The organism is Paraburkholderia phosphatilytica, assembly GCF_003443895.1.
Taxonomy (GTDB): Bacteria; Pseudomonadota; Gammaproteobacteria; order Burkholderiales; family Burkholderiaceae; genus Paraburkholderia; species Paraburkholderia phosphatilytica.
This window is the reverse complement of the sequence record NZ_QQOA01000003.1, coordinates 112,581-130,283: the sequence shown is the minus strand read 5'-3', so window position 1 is coordinate 130,283 and position 17,703 is coordinate 112,581. Positions and strand designations below refer to the sequence as shown.

The following is a 17,703-nucleotide window of genomic DNA, read 5'->3' as shown; positions in this document are numbered from 1 at the left end:
CCCTACAATCCCGAAAACCTGCTGAGCTTAGCTGCGGTTCTGCTAACGGGCGGCGCTGTGTTGCCGGAGCGATCACAAGGCCCACCTGCGCCGCCGATGCTGCACGAGCAGGCAGCACGCGGCGCCTCGACGCGCCGCGGCCATTTCCCCCATCACTGCGCACCTGCCATGTTCACGAGACTTCGCGAAGACATTGCCACGATCCGCGAGCGCGATCCCGCCGCCCGCAGCGCCTGGGAAGTGCTCACGTGTTATCCGGGCCTGCACGCGATCGTGCTGCACCGGCTCGCGCATGCATTCTGGCGTGCGAAGCGCCGCTGGCTCGCGCGCTTCGTTTCGCAGCTCGCGCGCTTCCTGACCGGCATCGAGATCCATCCGGGCGCGACGCTCGGACGCCGGGTGTTCATCGATCACGGGATGGGCATCGTGATCGGCGAGACCGCCGAAGTTGGCGACGACTGCACGATCTATCAGGGCGTGACGCTCGGCGGCACGTCGCTCACGCGCGGTGCGAAGCGGCATCCGACGCTCGGGCGCGGCGTGATCGTCGGGGCGGGCGCGAAGGTACTCGGCGGCTTCACGATCGGCGCGGACGCGAAGATCGGCTCGAACGCCGTCGTCGTGAAGCCGGTGCCAGCGGGCGCAACGGCGGTCGGGAATCCGGCGCGCGTGATCATGCCGGCGAAATCGGCAGTTGCCGCCGCGGCTGCGAAAGATGCGTGTGATGCGGAGCTCTCGACTGCGGCGTCGAACGGCAAATCGCTGACGCCGCGCGATGCGTTCTGCGCATACGGCATTACGCCGAACGCAGATGACCCGGTTTCGCTCGCCATTCACGGTCTGATCGATCACGCGGCAACCCAGACACAGCGCATCGATGAAATCGTTGCCGCGCTCGAGCGGCTCGGCGCCGGTCTTGAAGCGCTACAAGGGACGGACGCGGCGTTACTCGATCTGCGCCGGCTGTCGGCGGCGATTCAGGGGAAGGTCGAGCAGGAGTAAGTGCGAGCGCGACACGCATGTCGCCCGCCCGCGTCGCTCAATCGAGCGGCAGCACGCGAATGCCTTCTGAATCGATCCGCAGATACCCGCCACGCTTTGCGCCGTGGTCGAGGTCCCAGTCGGGCAGCACGTAGCGCACTCGATCCGCGTCGCTATGACGGGCAGGGCGGTGCGTGTGTCCGTGAATCATCGTCTTCGTCCCGCTTGCCTTGAAGAGCGCATTCACGCCGTGCGTCGTCACGTCGTAACGCGGCAGCGGTGGCCGCTCGCGGCCGGCTTCGCTCTTCGTGCGCATCCGTTCGGCCAGCGCGCGCCGCCATCTGAATGGCCACGCGAGAAACAGCAGTTGCGCGAGGCGGTTGCGGGCGAAGCGGCGAAATATCTGATAGCCGCGGTCCGCGGTACACAGCGCGTCACCGTGCGCGAGCGCGATCCTCGAGCCGAACGCGGTGATCACGAACGGATCGGGCAGCCAGACGGCGCCCGCCGCGCGCATGAAGCGCTTGCCGAGCAGGAAGTCGCGATTGCCGTGCATCACGTAGAGCGCGATGCCGCGCTCGCTCAACGTGTGCATCAGCGCGGCCATCTGCGCGGGGAAGGGCTCGGCGAGCATGTCGTCGCCAACCCAGTATTCGAAAAGATCGCCGAGGATGAACACCGAATCCGCCTGGTCGGCGGTGACGCGCACGAAGTGCTCGAACGCCGCGACGGTCTTCGGGATTGACTCGCTCAGATGCAGATCCGACAGAAACAGAAATGGGCGCGCGGCGTGCGGACGCTTGCCTTCTCCAGGCACGCCCGCAGCCGCGTTTCTCAACGACTTTTCCTGCAACATCGCCGCCCCGATTCCGTTTCCGCTTGTTGTGCTGCTGGTGCTGGAACGTCGTTATTCGACGACGACCGCCTTCTCGATCACGACGTCGTCGACCGGCACGTCCTGGTGGAAGCCCTTCGAGCCGGTCTTCACGCGGCGGATGCTGTCGAGCACCTCGAGGCCTTCGACGACCTTGCCGAATACTGCATAGCCCCAGCCTTGCGGTGTCGGCGACGAGTGGTTCAGGAAGTCGTTGTCGTTCACGTTGATGAAGAACTGCGCGGTGGCCGAATGCGGGTCGTTCGTGCGGGCCATCGCGAGCGAGCCGTGCACGTTCTTGAGACCGTTGTTCGCTTCGTTCTCGATCGGCGCATCGGTCGGCTTCTGCTTCATGCCGGCTTCGAAACCGCCGCCCTGGATCATGAAGCCGTCGATCACACGGTGAAACACCGTGCCGTCGTAGTGGCCTTTCTTCACGTAAGCGAGGAAGTTCTCAACCGTCTTCGGCGCTTTCTCGGCGTCCAGTTCGATCTTGATGATGCCGTGGTTCGTATGCAGTTCGACCATGATGGGATCCTTGTGAGTGACGGATGGATGGACAATGCGCCCGCGGCGGTGTGCTGGCGGGCGCGGTGCAGATGGTGCTGCTTCCAGCGCCCGCGACGCCTGCTGCTTGCGGGCGCACGGGTGTGCGGACGTTTCCGCTGACCGCTCGATCGATGCGGCCCGGCCTGCCGGCCGCATCGTGGGCGTAGCGCCTGCCGGCATGGCAGGCGGTGTCGCGCGGCCTTCTTCTTATTTGCTCACGACGGTTGCCGATTCGATCACGATCGGCTTCTGCGGCACGTCGGACATCGGCCCGCGCGTGGTGGTGGGTGTGCCTTCGATCCTCTTCACGACGTCCATGCCGGCCGTGACCTTGCCGAACACCGCGTAGCCGTTGCCGTCCGGATTCGGATAGTCGAGGCCGGCGTTGTCGACCGTGTTGATGAAGAACTGGTCGGTCGCGGAGTTCGGATCGCTCGTGCGCGCCATCGCGATCGTGCCGAGCGAGTTCTTCAGGCCGTTCTGGCTTTCGAGCGGAATCGGCGCGCGGGTCGGCTTCTCGGCGTAGCTCGTAGTGTAGCCGCCGCCCTGGATCATGAAGCCGGGAATCACGCGGTGAAAGATCGTGCCGCTGTACTGACCGGACTTCACGTAATCGAGAAAGTTCGCAACCGTCTTTGGCGCCTTCTCAGGGTACAGCTCGACACGGATGTCACCGTCCGACGTTTTCAGCAGCACGGTCGGATGAGCGGCGGGAGCCTGTGCAAATGCGGATGCGTTCGCGATCAGGGCGGCGCTGCCGAGCGCCAACATCAACCATTTCATGGAGATCCTCGGGGTAAAAAAACGGGTATGTGGTAATTACTGCGACGGCGCCATATAAGGCGGCATGGCGAGCGAGCCGTTCGGTCCGCCGAACGTAAACGACGGCTGGTCCGTGATGTTCGACGTGGCGCGCGCGGTGTACGCGCCCGTGTTCGACGCAGACGTGGCCGCAGCCGCTTTCGGCGCCGGCGACACGATGCGCTGGATCTGCGCGATGCGCAGCGCCGTGGTGCCGCTCGCGTGGCCGAGGCTTTGCGCGCGCTTGTACGATTCGCTCGCGAGACGCAGATACAGATCGCCCAGGTTTTCGTAAGCGAGGCCGTACGACGGGTTTGCCTTCACGGCCGTTTCGAGCGCGGCGCGCGCTTCGTCGTAGCGGCCCTGCTTCGCGTAGAGCGCAGCGAGATTGTTGTACGGCTCGGGCAGTTCCGGAAAGGATTGCGTGAGCTCGGTGAACTGCGCGATTGCGTCGTCGTCGCGGTTCAGATGCGCGAGCACGGTGCCGCGCTTGAACTTCGCCTGTGCGTCGTGCGGGTTCGACGCGATGCGCGCATCGAGCTGCTTCAACGCCGACTCCCAGTTCTTCTGGGCGATCGCCGCGTCGATCTCGGGGGTGCCGTCGCGCACGGCCGGCCCGTGCGTCGCGGCGATCTGGGCCTGTGCGGAGGTGGCCGGCAGGAACGCCAGCGCGACACCGCAAACGGCTGCCGCCGCGAGGTGCACGGCGGAGGTTGCGGCGCTCTGCGCGCGGCCGCGGGAAGATTTCATAGGCTAAGGTCTGGATGTTATACTCCGAGCCATTCTAACAAAAGGTCCGCGCGTTCCGTGAACCGCTGACTGTCTTTTCGCCACTCGTGGTCGTCTCCGCGTTGTCAGCAGTCTGATCGCCGCGCCCGGTGCGCGCGACGCTGCGCTCAGTGCCATCCCCGCATGGATCGTGTATCGTCGGGTGCTGCACATTTGCATGACTCTCCGACGCGGCTTCTGTCGGCCCACGTATCGTCTCTATGGAATCACTGCGCATCTACAACACGCTTGCGCGCGACAAGCAAACCTTCGTGCCGCTCGAAGAGGGCGTCGTTCGCATGTACGTCTGCGGCATGACGGTCTATGACTATTGTCACGTCGGTCATGCGCGCGTGATGGTCGTGTTCGACGTCGTGCAGCGCTGGCTTCGCACCCTCGGCTACCGTGTCACGTATGTGCGCAACATTACCGATATCGACGACAAGATCATCCGGCGCGCCGTCGAGAACGGCGAGTCGATCAAGGCGCTGACCGACCGCTTCATCGCCGCGCTGCACGAAGATGCGGATGCGCTCGGCGTCGAGCGGCCGGACCTCGAGCCGCGCGCTACCGCGTACATCCCGCAGATGCTGAACCTGATCGGCCGGCTCGAGGCGAACGGCTACGCGTATCGCGCGGCCGATGGCGACGTCAATTACGCAGTGCGCAAATTCGCCGGCTACGGCAAGCTCTCGGGCAAGTCGCTGGAAGACCTGCGCGCGGGCGAACGCGTGGCGGCCAACGACGCGAAGCAGGACCCGCTCGACTTCGTGCTGTGGAAAAGCGCGAAGCCCGAAGAGCCCGCGGACACGAGCTGGGACTCGGCGTTTGGACGCGGCCGTCCAGGTTGGCATATCGAGTGCTCGGCCATGGGCTGCACGCTCCTCGGCGAACACTTCGATATTCACGGCGGCGGCATGGACCTGCAGTTTCCGCACCATGAAAACGAAATTGCACAGAGCGAAGGGGCGAGCGGGCAAACCTTCGTCAACTACTGGATGCACAACGGTTTCGTGCAGATCGACAGCGAGAAGATGTCGAAATCGCTCGGGAATTTTTTTACGATCCGCGAAGTGCTCGCGCGCTACGATGCGGAGGTCGTGCGATTTTTTATCGCGCGCGCGCAATACCGCTCGCCGCTCAACTACAGTGATATCCATATCGACGACGCGCGCAATGCGCTGACGCGTCTTTATACGGCGCTCAAGGACGTGACACCGGACGATGCACCGCTCGACTGGCACGAATCGCACGCAGAGCGTTTCGGGGCGGCGATGAACGACGACTTCAATACGCCGGTCGCGGTCGCGGTGCTGTTCGAACTCGCGAGCGAAGTGAACCGTACGCGCGACGCCGCGCTCGCACGTCAGTTGCAGCAGCTTGCACGCGTGCTCGGTCTGCTCGTGCGCGAACCGCGCGCATTCCTTCAGCAGGCCGCGGGCAGCGCGGGCGAAGGCGCACCCGAAGTCGCCGATATCGAAGCGAAGATCACCGCGCGCGCGGCAGCAAAGGCGGCGCGCAATTTTGCCGAAGCAGACCGGATCCGGGCAGAGTTGCTCGAGGCCGGCATTGCGCTTGAAGACAAACCCGGCGGGTTGACCGAGTGGCGGCGCGTGTGAGCGCCACTCGAACTTCCCTCTGATCGACTCGCCAGGCAGGAGGCAGGATGGCAACGGTCACGAAGACGCCGGCAAAGCGTGCCGCGTCTCAGACGAACGCGACAGCCGCGACGAAGGGCGCTCGCGCGCGCAGCGGCGCGGCAATGAAACGCGCGGCGGGTGCCGCGAAGACCGCCGCGAAAGGGGCGGCCAAGGGCGCGACGGCGAACGCGACCAGTGCGGCCGCGGCCAATCACGCCGCGGGCAAGCGCACGCTCAACGGCTCCGGCGCGCGTCTTTCGAAACATGCGAAGGCCACACCCGCGGCACCGCGCCAGGCGCGCGCCAAGTCGAAAGGCGCGAACAGCGTGAACGGCGCGCTGCCGGCCGAACTTGCGAAAGACGTGCAGGAACTCGCGAGCGATACGAACGAAGGCGAGGTGGTGCGCAAGTCGCGCGCCGTCTCCGCGGAAACCGAAGCCGCGGTGCCGGTGCAGATCGGCGGCCTCGCGCCCGAGGTTACACGGCCCGCGTACTGGGACAAGGCATGCGCGGACCTCGTCAAGCGTGACCGGATCCTGAAGAAGCTGATTCCAAAGTTCGGTCCCGTGCATCTGCAAAGCCGCGGCGATCCGTTCGTGACGCTCGCGCGTTCGGTGGTCGGCCAGCAGGTGTCGGTCGCTTCCGCGCAGGCGGCATGGCAACGCATCGAAGACGCCTGCCCGAAGCTCGTGCCGCAGCAGTTCATCAAGCTCGGCCACGACCGGCTCGTGGCGTGCGGACTGTCGAAGCGCAAGAGCGAATACATCCTCGATCTCGCCGAACACTTCGTGTCGGGCGCGCTGCACGTCGGCAAGTGGACGTCGATGGAAGACGAGGACGTGATCGCCGAACTCACGCAGATCCGCGGCATCGGCCGCTGGACCGCGGAGATGTTCCTGATCTTCAACCTGTCGCGTCCCGATGTGCTGCCGCTTGACGACCTTGGCCTGATTCGTGCGATCAGCGTCAATTACTTCAGCGGCGAACCGGTTACGCGCAGCGAAGCACGTGAAGTGGCCGCGAACTGGGAACCGTGGCGCACCGTCGCGACCTGGTACATGTGGCGCAGCCTCGATCCTCTGCCCGTCGCGGTTTGAGCCCGTGCGGCACATGCGGTCGCATGACCGTTCTATTCGACTATTGAATTTTGCGTTCGATAGTTGAAAGGCTATATTGACGGCAGCCAGGGCGGTTAGAATACGCGCTGCCGGTAAGTCCAAGGATTACAACCAATGAAGACCACTTTTCTGGATTTCGAACAGCCGATCGCTGAACTCGAAGCGAAGATCGAAGAATTGCGCTTCGTTCAGGACGATTCGGCCGTCGATATTTCGGAAGAGATCGATCGGCTGTCGAAGAAAAGTCAGCAGCTCACGAAGGATCTCTATGCGAACCTGTCGCCCTGGCAGGTTTCGCAGATTGCGCGTCATCCGCAACGTCCCTACACGCTCGACTACGTCAACGAGCTGTTCACCGATTTCCACGAACTGCACGGCGATCGTTCGTTCTCGGACGACCTGTCGATCGTCGGCGGTCTCGCCCGTTTCAACGGTCATGCATGCATGATCATCGGCCACCAGAAGGGCCGTGATACGAAGGAACGCGCGGCGCGCAACTTCGGCATGCCGCGCCCGGAAGGCTATCGCAAGGCGGAGCGCCTGATGCGGCTCGCCGAAAAGTTCGGGCTGCCGATCTTCACGTTCATCGATACGCCGGGTGCGTATCCGGGCATCGGCGCGGAAGAGCGCGGCCAATCGGAAGCGATCGGCCGCAACCTGTATGTGATGGCCGAACTGAAGACGCCGCTGATCGCGACGGTGATCGGCGAGGGCGGCTCGGGCGGCGCGCTCGCGGTCGCCGTGTCGGATAGCGTGCTGATGCTGCAGTTCTCCACCTACTCGGTGATTTCGCCCGAAGGCTGCGCGTCGATTCTGTGGAAGAGCGCGGCCAAGGCGCCGGAAGCTGCCGAAGCGCTGGGTCTGACCGCGCATCGCCTGAAGGCGCTCGGCCTGATCGACAAGATCATCAACGAGCCGCTTGGCGGCGCGCACCGCGATCCGAAGGGCATGGCCGCGCTGCTGCGCCGCGCGCTCGCGGATACGCTGCGCCAGTTCCAGGGGATGAGCATTCCCGATCTGCGTCAGCGCCGCTTCGAACGTCTGATGGCGTACGGCAAGTACAAGGAAACGACGCCGGGCGCATGACGCGCAAGGTGCGCGACCGGGCGTCGCGCGATTTTTCGTCCGAGGGGCGCGAGAGCGCCGTCCTGCCGTGACCGATACTTCTTCTTCCAACGCCGACCGTGTCGTTCTCGATGCGGTCGGCGTTGCGCTTTCCGCGCTGCCTCCCGACGCGCGCGTCGCGATCGGCTTCAGCGGCGGGCTCGATTCGAGCGTGCTGCTCGATGCGGCAGTGCGCGTTGCCGGCGCGGCGCGAGTCGTGGCGCTGCATGTGCATCACGGTCTCTCAAGTCATGCGGACGAATGGCTCGCCCATTGCGAAACATCGGCGCGTGCGTGCGGCGCGGCGTTTGCCGCGGAGCGGGTCGACATGTCGCGTACGAGCGGGGTGAGCGTCGAGGCGGCGGCGCGCGACGCGCGTTATCGTGCGCTCGATCGTCGGTGTGACGAGCACGGCGTCGCGTCGTTATGGCTCGCGCAGCATGCCGACGATCAGGCGGAAACGGTGTTGCTGCAACTGTTGCGCGGCGCTGGGCTGGCGGGTCTCGCCGCGATGGGCTCCGACTATCGCGCGCCGGGCGCGACGGTGCCGCGCTCGCGGCCGCTGCTGCGCGTGCTGCGCGCGCAGCTCGAACAGTATGCGACCGGACGCGGGCTGCGCTGGATCGACGACGAGTCGAACGACGACACACGCTACGCGCGCAACGCGTTGCGTCACGACGTGATGCCGACGCTGGCCGTGCGCTTTCCAGGCTTTCGCGACGCGTTCGCGCGCACGGCCGCGCACGCGGCATCGGCGCAGCGTCTGCTCGATGAACTGGCGCGGCTCGATCTGCGCGAGGTGGCGGTCGACGCGAACGTGGCAGAGCTCGCGCGTGAGCACGCAGACATATCAACCGACGCGAAAGCATCGCCAGCTGCGTCGGAAGCCGCCGCTGAAGCACTGCGCCGCGACGCGCTCCTCGCGCTCGACGACGAGCGCGCATCGAATCTGCTGCGTTACTGGATGCGTTCGCTAGGCATGCCGGCGGCATCGGCCGCGCGTCTTGCCGATGCGCTGCGCCAGTTGCGCGAACTCGGCGACGATCACGCGATGCGGGTCGATCACGCGGGGCAGGCGTTGCGGTGCTATCGCGGCGTCGTCTACTGGGAGGCGGGCGACAGTGCCGAGCCGGCCGACGAGACGGCGCTGCAGCCGCGCGCGCCGAGCGAACTGCGCTGGCGTGGCCAGATGGTGTGGCATCTGCCGCAATGGCGCGGGTCCTTCGTGTTCGCGCCCGCGCCGGCAGAAGATCGCGAGGCGATCGACGTTCGCGTGCTCGAAGTCGCGCCGCTCGTCGCGTGCTCGCGCAAGGGTGGCGAGCGGATGCGCCGCGCGCCCGGGGACTTGAGCCGCACGCTGAAGAATCTGTTCCAGCGCCGCGGCATTCCAGCGTGGCGGCGCGACGTGCCGTTGCTGTATGCAGGCGAGCGGTTGCTGTTCGTGCCGGAGCTCGGCCTCAATGCCGATGCGCTGGAAGGTGTTTCGAAAGATCAGCCGGACGAAGCGCGTGGCGCAGCGGCGGCGTGGGTTCGCATCGAGTGGCGTCCGGATCTCACGCTTGCGTGAGCGCTGTGCAAGCAGCAACGGAGTACCACCCGGGCGCCACCGGAACCCGAAGCCCCAACAGTCGTCGCGATCGCGCCCCACGTTCGCACAAATCGTTTGCGTACAAGCATTTACGGTGCCGCATCCGATTGCAAAGCTTGTCTTTTTGGTATCAATCGGGTAAGGTTTTCGGTTGTCCGGCTCGCTTTAATCGTCACAAGCGGTCCGTGCGGTGAACAGGCACATCGTGCACTCGGGGCCGCGCGCGAGCCACGGGTCGTTCGCGCGATAGCACCCTGTCGGCGCGCCGAGTCGTTACGCCAAGTGGTCAAAGCGACGAGGCGGTATCGGCGCCCGCCCGGACAACCCCGCGTGTGCTGCACGCGCTGCATTCATGTCCCCGCATTCCGCCATCGTTCGCCGCTTTCCGTAACGCTGCTGTTTCTGCGGGCACTGCCAGTGCGCCAGCGCGGTTACTCCTCCAGTTCAGAACGACAATGGCACTCATCGTACATAAATACGGCGGCACTTCGATGGGCTCGGTCGAGCGCATCAAGAACGTCGCAAGACGCGTCGCGAAATGGCACAAGGCCGGCCACAAGATGGTCGTCGTGCCGTCGGCGATGTCCGGCGAAACGAACCGCCTGATCGGCCTCGCCAAAGAGATCTCGGCGCAGCCGAGCCCGCGCGAACTCGACATGATCGCGTCCACCGGCGAACAGGTCAGCGTCGGACTCCTGTCCATCGCGCTGCACGAGATGGGCGTCGATGCAGTCAGCTACGCCGGCTGGCAGGTCGCGGTCAAAACCGACAGCGCATTCACGAAGGCACGCATCAGCGACATCGAAAGCGAGCGCGTGCTGCGCGATCTCGACGATGGCAAGGTCGTCGTGATCACCGGCTTCCAGGGCATCGACCCCGAAGGCCACATCACGACGCTCGGCCGCGGTGGCTCGGACACGTCGGCGGTGGCGGTCGCGGCTGCGCTGAAGGCCGAAGAGTGCCTGATCTACACGGATGTGGACGGCGTCTACACGACCGACCCGCGCGTCGTCGAAGAAGCGCGCCGGCTCGATCGCGTCACGTTCGAGGAAATGCTGGAAATGGCGAGCCTCGGCTCGAAGGTGCTGCAGATCCGCTCGGTGGAATTTGCCGGCAAATATCAGGTGAAGACGCGTGTGCTGTCGAGCTTGACCGATCCGCTGATGTCGCTCGACGACGAGATGAAGTCGGGCACCCTGATTACTTTTGAAGAAGACGAGACCATGGAAAAAGCAGTCATCTCGGGTATCGCGTTCCAGCGCGATGAGGCGCGTATCGCCGTGATGGGTGTGCCCGACAAGCCGGGCATCGCGTACCAGATTCTCGGCCCCGTGGCAGACGCGAACATCGACGTCGACATGATCATCCAGAACCAGAGCGTCGAAGGCAAGACGGCGTTCACGTTCACGGTCGGCCGCGGCGACTATCAGCGCGCGATGGACATCCTCACGGGTCAGGTGAAGGGCCATGTGAACGCGGAGCAGGTGCTGGGCGATCCGAAGGTGTCGAAGGTGTCAGTGGTCGGCGTCGGCATGCGTTCGCACGTGGGCATCGCGAGCACGATGTTCCGCACGCTGTCGGAAGAGGGCATCAACATCCAGATGATCTCCACCTCCGAAATCAAGATCTCGGTGCTGATCGACGAGAAGTACATGGAGCTTGCGGTGCGCGCGCTCCACAAGGCGTTCGAACTTGATCAGGCGTGAGCTTCGCGCGGGCGGTGCGCGTCGAGGCGCGCGCCGCTCGCGAACCGGCATAGCCGGTAGCAAATCATAGCGGGCGAGGGGCATGACAGGTCGATGACGGCACGACAAAAACCGTGCCGTGGCGTTTGACCACGAGCCGTGAACCCGCTATTATCTTGGCTTCGTCGCGCTGCCTCCCTGGCGCGAGCGAAAGTTTGGGAGACGTGGCCGAGAGGTCGAAGGCACTCCCCTGCTAAGGGAGCATCTGGGCCAAAACCTGGATCGAGGGTTCGAATCCCTCCGTCTCCGCCAGTGATATGGCGGCGAAACCCCGTAAGTTTTAGGACTTACGGGGTTTTTGTTTTTTGGGTCGCCAAACGGTTCAGCCGGGTCTTCAGTTCACCGAAAGATGTGTCCGTAGAGCACGCCGGTCTTGAGCGCTTCAGGGAGCGCCAGGCGCAAATCGAATACCGCCCGAGGTCGTCGCTCCGGCAGCCTCGATTTCACCCTCCGCAGCACGCTATGCGCGGTCGTCCACTGGGCGCGAATCCTGTCAAGCCAGGTAGCCGTTGGAAAAACACTTTGAGGAGTGCTTGCGGACCCTGAGTGGTCGCGTGTGGCCGAAAGATTTGTTGACAGACAACATTGTTTAATGATTCTATGTTGTATTACAAATAGAGGCGCGAGATCCGGCAGGACGATCCCGCGACCGGTGCCGTGAGCGGATGACCGTCGCGCATCGAATTCCGCCTGCCGCCTTTGCCCAACGTTCTGGAGACACGATGGAACTCAGCCGCGCCGCGAGCGTCGCCCAACGCAGCAACGTCCGCTACGGCATCCTGCTGATGATCTTCATCATCACGACGTTCAACTACGCCGACCGCGCGACCCTCTCGGTCACCGGCACGGCGATGCGCAAGGAATTCGGCATCGACGCGGTCCAGATGGGCTACGTGTTCTCCGCGTTCAGCTGGGCGTACGTGCTCGCGCAGCTGCCGAGCGGCTGGCTGCTCGACCGCTTCGGCGCGCGCCGGGTCTACGCGGCCAGCATCTTCTTCTGGTCGCTGTTCACGCTGCTGCAGGGCAGTGTCGGCCTCGTGGCCGGCGGCGCGGCGATCGCGACGTTGTTCGCGCTGCGCTTCGCGATGGGTTTCGCCGAAGCGCCGGCTTTTCCGGCCAACGGCAAGATCGTCGCGAGCTGGTTTCCGACCGCCGAGCGCGGCACGGCATCGGCGATCTTCAATGCCGCCCAATACTGTGCGGCCGCGGTCTTCACGCCGTTTATGGCGTGGCTCACGCACGCGTTCGGCTGGCGCCACGTGTACCTCGCGATGGGCGTCGCGGGCTTCGCGATCGTGCTGTTGTGGCTCAAGCTGATGCGCAGCCCGTCCGAGCATCCCGGCGTCAACCGCGCCGAACTCGACTACATCGAACAGGGCGGCGGCGTGGTTCGACCGGGACCGCGCGTCGAACGGGCGGACGCCGGCGGCGGCGTCTCGAGTTTCGCGCTGATGCGTCAGCTCCTGACCAACCGCATGCTGCTCGGCGTCTATCTCGGCCAGTACTGCATCAACGTGCTGACCTACTTCTTCCTGACGTGGTTTCCGCTCTATCTCGTGCAGGCGCGCGGGATGACGATCCTGCAGGCAGGCTTCGCCGCGTCGGCGCCCGCGATCTGCGGCTTTGCGGGCGGCATGCTGGGCGGCGTGCTGTCGGATGGGCTGCTGCGGCGCGGCCATTCGCTGACGGTGGCGCGCAAGGTGCCGATCGTCGGCGGGATGCTGCTGTCGGTGACCATGATCGGCTGCAACTACGTCCACGAGAACTGGCTCGTCGTCAGCCTGATGGCGCTCGCGTTCTTCGGCAAGGGTCTCGGCGCGCTCGGCTGGGCCGTCGTTGCCGATACGGCGCCGCCGGAGGCGGTCGGCCTGTCCGGCGCGATCTTCAACCTGTTCGGCAATACCGCGGGCATCGTCACGCCGATCGTCATCGGCTATCTGGTCGGCAGCACCGGTTCCTTCAGCGGAGCGCTCGTCTTCGTCGGCGCCAACGCGTTGCTCACCGTGTTCAGCTATCTCGTGATCGTGCGGGATATCAGGCGGGTCGAACTGCGTCATTGAGGTCCACGAAGCGCATGAGGCTTCGTACATGTCAGACAATCCTTACCCCTCGTTAAAGTTGTCTGGCCGCATGCCGTAATTGCCGATGCATCTTCACCCTCGTTCGCAGGAGGGTCTGCAACGCATCAGACAAACAACGGCGAGGGGCTGCGACCTCCGCGCCGAACGGAATGGAGAACGTTCGTGCATGCGATGACGAAATGGACGGCCGCGCTTGCGGCGACTCTGGGCGGGCTGACTGGTACGGCGTACGCGTCGACCGCGGTCTACGTATCGAACGCGGACAGCCAGTCGATTTCGGTGCTGCGTCTGAATGAAGCGACCGGCAAGCTGTCGTCGGTTCAGGACGTGCCGGTATCTGGCATGGTGATGCCGCTCGCGGTGAGCCCGGATCGCCGCTATCTGTTCGCGTCGCTGCGCTCGAAGCCGTACTCCGTCGCGAGCTTTCGCGTCGGCGCGGGCGACGGCATGCTGACGCCAGTCGCGACATCGCCGTTACCGGAGAGCATGGCCAATCTGTCGACCGACCGGACGGGACGCTTTCTCTTTGCGGCATCGTACGGCGGCAATCTGATCAGCGAGAGCCGCATCGGCGAGGAAGGTGTGGTGGCGCCCGCGAGCATCGTGATTCCGACGAAGCCGAAGGCGCATGCGATCAAGACCGACCCATCGAACCGCTGGCTCTTCGCGACGAATCTCGGCGGCGACATCATCATGCAGTGCCGCTTCGACGCGAAAACGGGCGCGATCACGCCCAACGATCCGCCCACGCTGAATTTCGCGAATCAGGCGGGCCCGCGACATTTCACGTTCCATCCGAACGGCCGCGTCGTCTACATCGTCGACGAACTCGACGGCAAGCTGGAGCGCGCCGCGTTCGATCCTGACCGGGGCACGCTCGCGATCCGCCAGACCGTCTCCGCGGTGCCCGCCGGCTTCACTGGCACGCCGTGGGCCGCGGACGTTCACACGACACCCGATGGCCATTACCTGTACGCATCGGAGCGCACGTCCAGCACGTTGATCGCATACCGGATCGACGCGCAGGACGGCAACCTGACGAAGATCGGCGAGTATCCGACCGAAAAGCAGCCGCGCGCATTCGCGATCGATCCGTCAGGACACTGGCTGCTGTCGGCCGGGCAGCTGTCGAACGCGGTCAGCGTGCATCGCATCGATCCCGCGACGGGCGAGCTCAAGCTGCAGGGCTCGTTCCTCGTGGGCAAGAATCCTTCGTGGGTCGAGATCGTCGACGTCAAATAGCGGGCAGCGGACCGGGCCGGCGGCCGCGATCGCACCGGTCGCCGCGTCGCGGCCGCATGGTCCGGCATCGCGCCCGAACGAGGGACGCGGAGTCACTGGGGAACACGACATGAAGAACATCAGCATACGCACGGGGTTGCTCGCGATACTCGCGATTTTCGGCGCGATGATCGTGGGCGGCGGGATGGCGGGCATCGCTTCGTTGCACGCGGCGAACCGGTCGACCGACCGCGTGCACACTATTTCGGCGCGCTGCATTCTGCTCAACGACGCGTACAAGGACATGACCCGCGCGCGCAGCGCGCTGGTCCGCGCATACAGCACCGCGCGCGAAGAACCGGGCGCGAGCCCGAACACGAAAGCGATCGACAGCGCGCAGGCGAGTATCGACAAGTCGATGGCGCAACTGCGGTCGTTCGCCAGTGCGCCGAGCTTCGATGGGCAGGACGACGCGCTTCAGCAAAGCATCGTGCAGCTGGCGCGTGCGCACACCGACACGGTGCAGCGCGCCCTCGATGCATTGCGCGCGAACGACCCCGCGAAGTACGCGGCGATCAACGCGAAGGACATCACGGCGTCGGGCGCCGCTTACTCGGTGGTCGTCGAAAAATTCCAGAAGCAGGCGAACGAACTCGCCCAGACGGAGACCGATCTCGGCGATGCGCGCTACCAACTGATCGTCAAGCTCGTCGTGTGCGGTGTGATCGTGGCGCTCGGCCTCATCGTCGCCGTGCATTTCGCGCTGCGCGCGCTCGTCGTCAGGCCGTTGACCGAGGCGGCCCGCCTGCTCGACAAGGTGGCCGACGGCGACCTGACGATCGCGATCGCGGCGGCGGGCAACAACGAGGTGGGACGTCTGCTCGTTGCGATCACGCGGATGAAAGAGGGGCTCGCGCGCACCGTGCGGCAGGTGCTCAGCAGCTCGGACTCGGTGAACGTCGGCGCTCAGGAGATTGCCGCGGGGAACCTGGATCTGTCGTCGCGCACCGAGCAGCAGTCCGCGGCACTGGAAGAGACGGCCGCGAGCATGAAGCAGCTGACTTCGACAGTCGCCAGCAATGCGGAGAATGCGCGCGCGGCGAGCACGCTGGCGAGCGACGCGGCGCAACTCGCGATGCGCAGCGGCGACGTCGTGCGCAGTGTGGTGACGACGATGAACGACATCAAAGAAGGCTCGACGCGGATGGCGGACATCATCGGCACGATCGACGGCATCGCGTTCCAGACCAACATCCTTGCGCTGAACGCAGCGGTGGAAGCCGCGCGCGCGGGGGAACAGGGACGTGGTTTCGCCGTGGTCGCGGGCGAGGTGCGCGCGCTCGCGCAGCGTAGCGCGAGCGCCGCGCGCGAGATCCGGACACTGATCGACGACTCGCGCGCGCGCGTGCAGTCAGGCAATGCGCAGGTCGCGCAGGCGGGCGCCGCGATCGACGAAACGGTCGAAGCGGTGCGGCGTGTCGCGGGCATCGTGCAGGAGATCTCGGCGGAGTCGAGCGAACAGGCTACCGGTATCGTGCAGGTCGGCCAGGCGGTTGCGCAGATGGAGCAGGTGACGCAGCAGAACGCCGCGCTCGTCGAGCAGGCCGCCGCCGCCGCGGGGTCGCTCGAAGCGCAGGCACGGCAACTGGAAGATGCGGTGTCGTCGTTCCGGCTGGAGGCCGCGATCGCACGCTGAGTCGCGTCGGCGCGACATCGGTTGCGATCGATGTAACCAACCGTAACTCCCACGACGATCGCGCGATCTTATGCATCAGTTATTACAAAGTTGAAATACGCGGGTGGGCACCTTGCGCTATATTTCACGCAGCAAAACACATCTCAAAAAGGTGAACACAAATGAAGCCCACTCGTCTTGTTTCGCTCGTAATCGGCGCGCTGGCCATCGGCGCGTCGAGCGCGGCCATGGCTCACGTGGACATCGGGGTCAACATCGGTATTCCGGCGCCCGTGTACGTTGCACCGGCACCTGTGTATGCACCGCCCCCGCCGCCGGTCGTGTATCAGCCGGCGCCCGTGTACGCTGCGCCGGCCATCGTGATCGGCTGGCACGGCGATCGTTACTGGGACGGCCGTCGTTACTGGGGCCGCGACGAGTGGTATCACCATCATGGCTACGATCACGGCGGCTACGGTCACTATGGCCACGACGATCACGGCCGCTGGCACTGATGGAAGCACCATGAAAAAACCGCCCGAAGAAGGCGGTTTTTTTGTGCCTGCGCGTTAGCGTACGCGCATCGTCACTCGAGTCCGGCCATCCCGCCGACCACCGAGCTGAATCCGCTGTCGACGTGTACGATCTCCGCGGTCACGCCGGCCGACAGATCGGACAGCAGGAACGCGGCCGTGTTGCCGACCTGCTCGATCGTCACGTTGCGCTTAAGCGGCGCGTTGTCCGTCACGAAATCGAGGATCTTGCCGAAGCCCTTGATGCCGCTCGCCGCGAGCGTCTTGATCGGGCCGGCCGAAATGCCGTTCACGCGGATGCCCTTGCCGCCGAGCGATACCGCGAGATAACGCACGCTCGCTTCGAGCGATGCCTTCGCGAGGCCCATCGTGTTGTAGTTCGGGATCGCGCGTTCGGCGCCCAGATAGGTGAGCGTGAGCAGCGACGCGTCGTCGGACAGCATCGGCAGCGCGGCCTTCGCGAGCGCCGGGAAGCTGTACGCGGAGATGTCGTGCGCGATGCGGAAGTTTTCACGCGACATGCCCTCGAGGAAGTCGCCGGCGATCGCTTCGCGCGGCGCAAAGCCGATCGAATGCACGAGGCCGTCGAGCGTCGGCCAGTGCTCCTTCAGCGAAGCGAAGAGCGCTTCGATCTGCGCGTCGTCGCCGACGTCGCACGGGAACACGAGGTTGCTGCCGAATTCCGTCGCGAATTCGGTGATGCGGTCCTTGAACCGGTCGCCGACGTAGGTGAACGCGAGTTCCGCGCCTTCGCGCTTGCAGGCCTGAGCGATGCCGTACGCGATGGAACGGCTCGACAGCAGGCCCGTGATCAGGATTCGTTTGTCAGCGAGAAAGCCCATGAAATCTCCTGGTGAAGTCAACGCGCGTCCCGGGCCAATTCCACTGCGCAAAGCGGAACGTTAGCCGTTCGGTTGTACGGGAGCGCGCAGGATTTTGGATAGAATTGTCTCACATTGCAACTGTCCACCTTCCCGCACAGGCCCAACCCTCACCCATGACCACTGGCTCGCGATGGATCGAAG

General features: G+C 64.9%; 15 protein-coding genes and 1 tRNA gene. 11 read left to right on the top strand and 5 right to left on the bottom strand.

What is annotated here, in order from left to right:
* Window positions 1-168: 168 nt before the first annotated feature.
* On the top strand, window positions 169-1,002 hold the full coding sequence (gene cysE, locus DVS29_RS04165; RefSeq protein ID WP_118179177.1) for a serine O-acetyltransferase: 834 nt from the start codon (window positions 169-171) through the stop codon (window positions 1,000-1,002).
* Between the two features lie 37 nt (window positions 1,003-1,039).
* Here the strand turns inward: cysE and DVS29_RS04160 are convergent, their stop codons facing one another.
* The 4 genes from DVS29_RS04160 to DVS29_RS04145 form a co-directional block, all read right to left on the bottom strand.
* Window positions 1,040-1,837 carry a UDP-2,3-diacylglucosamine diphosphatase gene (locus DVS29_RS04160; RefSeq protein WP_118179176.1) on the bottom strand — a complete coding sequence of 266 codons (798 nt, stop codon included), beginning with the start codon at window positions 1,835-1,837 and terminating at the stop codon, window positions 1,040-1,042.
* A gap of 51 nt (window positions 1,838-1,888) precedes the next feature.
* Entirely contained in the window at window positions 1,889-2,383 is a 495-nt protein-coding gene (locus tag DVS29_RS04155) for a peptidylprolyl isomerase (RefSeq protein ID WP_118179175.1), read from the bottom strand.
* Between the two features lie 228 nt (window positions 2,384-2,611).
* A complete protein-coding gene (locus tag DVS29_RS04150; protein ID WP_118179174.1) occupies window positions 2,612-3,187 on the bottom strand; it encodes a peptidylprolyl isomerase in 576 nt (191 codons plus the stop codon).
* Between the two features lie 36 nt (window positions 3,188-3,223).
* Window positions 3,224-3,955: a tetratricopeptide repeat protein gene (locus DVS29_RS04145; RefSeq protein ID WP_118179173.1), complete on the bottom strand. Its 732-nt coding sequence runs from the start codon at window positions 3,953-3,955 to the stop codon at window positions 3,224-3,226.
* Window positions 3,956-4,194: 239 nt separating this feature from the next.
* Between DVS29_RS04145 and cysS the strand changes: the two genes are divergently transcribed.
* The 10 genes from cysS to DVS29_RS04095 all read left to right on the top strand — a co-directional run bounded on the left by cysS (window position 4,195) and on the right by DVS29_RS04095 (window position 16,660).
* The gene (gene cysS, locus DVS29_RS04140; protein WP_118179172.1) at window positions 4,195-5,592 is read left to right on the top strand and encodes a cysteine--tRNA ligase; all 1,398 of its coding nucleotides are present in this window, start codon (window positions 4,195-4,197) and stop codon (window positions 5,590-5,592) included.
* A gap of 47 nt (window positions 5,593-5,639) precedes the next feature.
* Window positions 5,640-6,710 (top strand): DNA-3-methyladenine glycosylase family protein, encoded by a 1,071-nt coding sequence (locus tag DVS29_RS04135; RefSeq protein ID WP_118179171.1) that lies wholly within the window; start codon window positions 5,640-5,642, stop codon window positions 6,708-6,710.
* Between the two features lie 135 nt (window positions 6,711-6,845).
* Window positions 6,846-7,817 (top strand): acetyl-CoA carboxylase carboxyltransferase subunit alpha, encoded by a 972-nt coding sequence (locus DVS29_RS04130; protein ID WP_118179170.1) that lies wholly within the window; start codon window positions 6,846-6,848, stop codon window positions 7,815-7,817.
* A gap of 67 nt (window positions 7,818-7,884) precedes the next feature.
* A complete protein-coding gene (tilS, locus tag DVS29_RS04125) occupies window positions 7,885-9,402 on the top strand; it encodes a tRNA lysidine(34) synthetase TilS (protein ID WP_118179169.1) in 1,518 nt (505 codons plus the stop codon).
* 476 nt (window positions 9,403-9,878) lie between these two features.
* On the top strand, window positions 9,879-11,129 hold the full coding sequence (locus tag DVS29_RS04120; RefSeq protein WP_118179168.1) for an aspartate kinase: 1,251 nt from the start codon (window positions 9,879-9,881) through the stop codon (window positions 11,127-11,129).
* A gap of 197 nt (window positions 11,130-11,326) precedes the next feature.
* Window positions 11,327-11,420: transfer RNA gene (locus DVS29_RS04115), tRNA-Ser, on the top strand.
* 470 nt (window positions 11,421-11,890) lie between these two features.
* Window positions 11,891-13,228, top strand: coding sequence for an MFS transporter (locus DVS29_RS04110; protein ID WP_118179167.1), 1,338 nt, complete (start codon window positions 11,891-11,893; stop codon window positions 13,226-13,228).
* Window positions 13,229-13,420: 192 nt separating this feature from the next.
* A complete protein-coding gene (locus DVS29_RS04105) occupies window positions 13,421-14,491 on the top strand; it encodes a lactonase family protein (protein ID WP_118179369.1) in 1,071 nt (356 codons plus the stop codon).
* 109 nt (window positions 14,492-14,600) lie between these two features.
* Window positions 14,601-16,166 (top strand): methyl-accepting chemotaxis protein, encoded by a 1,566-nt coding sequence (locus DVS29_RS04100; RefSeq protein ID WP_118179166.1) that lies wholly within the window; start codon window positions 14,601-14,603, stop codon window positions 16,164-16,166.
* 161 nt (window positions 16,167-16,327) lie between these two features.
* Window positions 16,328-16,660: a hypothetical protein gene (locus DVS29_RS04095; protein ID WP_118179165.1), complete on the top strand. Its 333-nt coding sequence runs from the start codon at window positions 16,328-16,330 to the stop codon at window positions 16,658-16,660.
* A gap of 71 nt (window positions 16,661-16,731) precedes the next feature.
* Here DVS29_RS04095 and fabI read toward each other — a convergent pair whose 3' ends face one another.
* Window positions 16,732-17,520, bottom strand: coding sequence for an enoyl-ACP reductase FabI (gene fabI, locus DVS29_RS04090; protein ID WP_118179164.1), 789 nt, complete (start codon window positions 17,518-17,520; stop codon window positions 16,732-16,734).
* Between the last annotated feature and the right edge of the window lie 183 nt (window positions 17,521-17,703).

Excerpts from the sequence above, each read along its gene's own strand:
- cysE (WP_118179177.1), top strand. The coding sequence starts at position 169 with ATGTTCACGAGACTTCGCGAAGACATTGCCACGATCCGCGAGCGCGAT.
- DVS29_RS04160 (WP_118179176.1), bottom strand. The coding sequence starts at position 1,837 with ATGTTGCAGGAAAAGTCGTTGAGAAACGCGGCTGCGGGCGTGCCTGGA.
- DVS29_RS04155 (WP_118179175.1), bottom strand. The coding sequence starts at position 2,383 with ATGGTCGAACTGCATACGAACCACGGCATCATCAAGATCGAACTGGAC.
- DVS29_RS04150 (WP_118179174.1), bottom strand. The coding sequence starts at position 3,187 with ATGAAATGGTTGATGTTGGCGCTCGGCAGCGCCGCCCTGATCGCGAAC.
- DVS29_RS04145 (WP_118179173.1), bottom strand. The coding sequence starts at position 3,955 with ATGAAATCTTCCCGCGGCCGCGCGCAGAGCGCCGCAACCTCCGCCGTG.
- cysS (WP_118179172.1), top strand. The coding sequence starts at position 4,195 with ATGGAATCACTGCGCATCTACAACACGCTTGCGCGCGACAAGCAAACC.
- DVS29_RS04135 (WP_118179171.1), top strand. The coding sequence starts at position 5,640 with ATGGCAACGGTCACGAAGACGCCGGCAAAGCGTGCCGCGTCTCAGACG.
- DVS29_RS04130 (WP_118179170.1), top strand. The coding sequence starts at position 6,846 with ATGAAGACCACTTTTCTGGATTTCGAACAGCCGATCGCTGAACTCGAA.
- DVS29_RS04120 (WP_118179168.1), top strand. The coding sequence starts at position 9,879 with ATGGCACTCATCGTACATAAATACGGCGGCACTTCGATGGGCTCGGTC.
- DVS29_RS04110 (WP_118179167.1), top strand. The coding sequence starts at position 11,891 with ATGGAACTCAGCCGCGCCGCGAGCGTCGCCCAACGCAGCAACGTCCGC.
- DVS29_RS04105 (WP_118179369.1), top strand. The coding sequence starts at position 13,421 with ATGACGAAATGGACGGCCGCGCTTGCGGCGACTCTGGGCGGGCTGACT.
- DVS29_RS04100 (WP_118179166.1), top strand. The coding sequence starts at position 14,601 with ATGAAGAACATCAGCATACGCACGGGGTTGCTCGCGATACTCGCGATT.
- DVS29_RS04095 (WP_118179165.1), top strand. The coding sequence starts at position 16,328 with ATGAAGCCCACTCGTCTTGTTTCGCTCGTAATCGGCGCGCTGGCCATC.
- fabI (WP_118179164.1), bottom strand. The coding sequence starts at position 17,520 with ATGGGCTTTCTCGCTGACAAACGAATCCTGATCACGGGCCTGCTGTCG.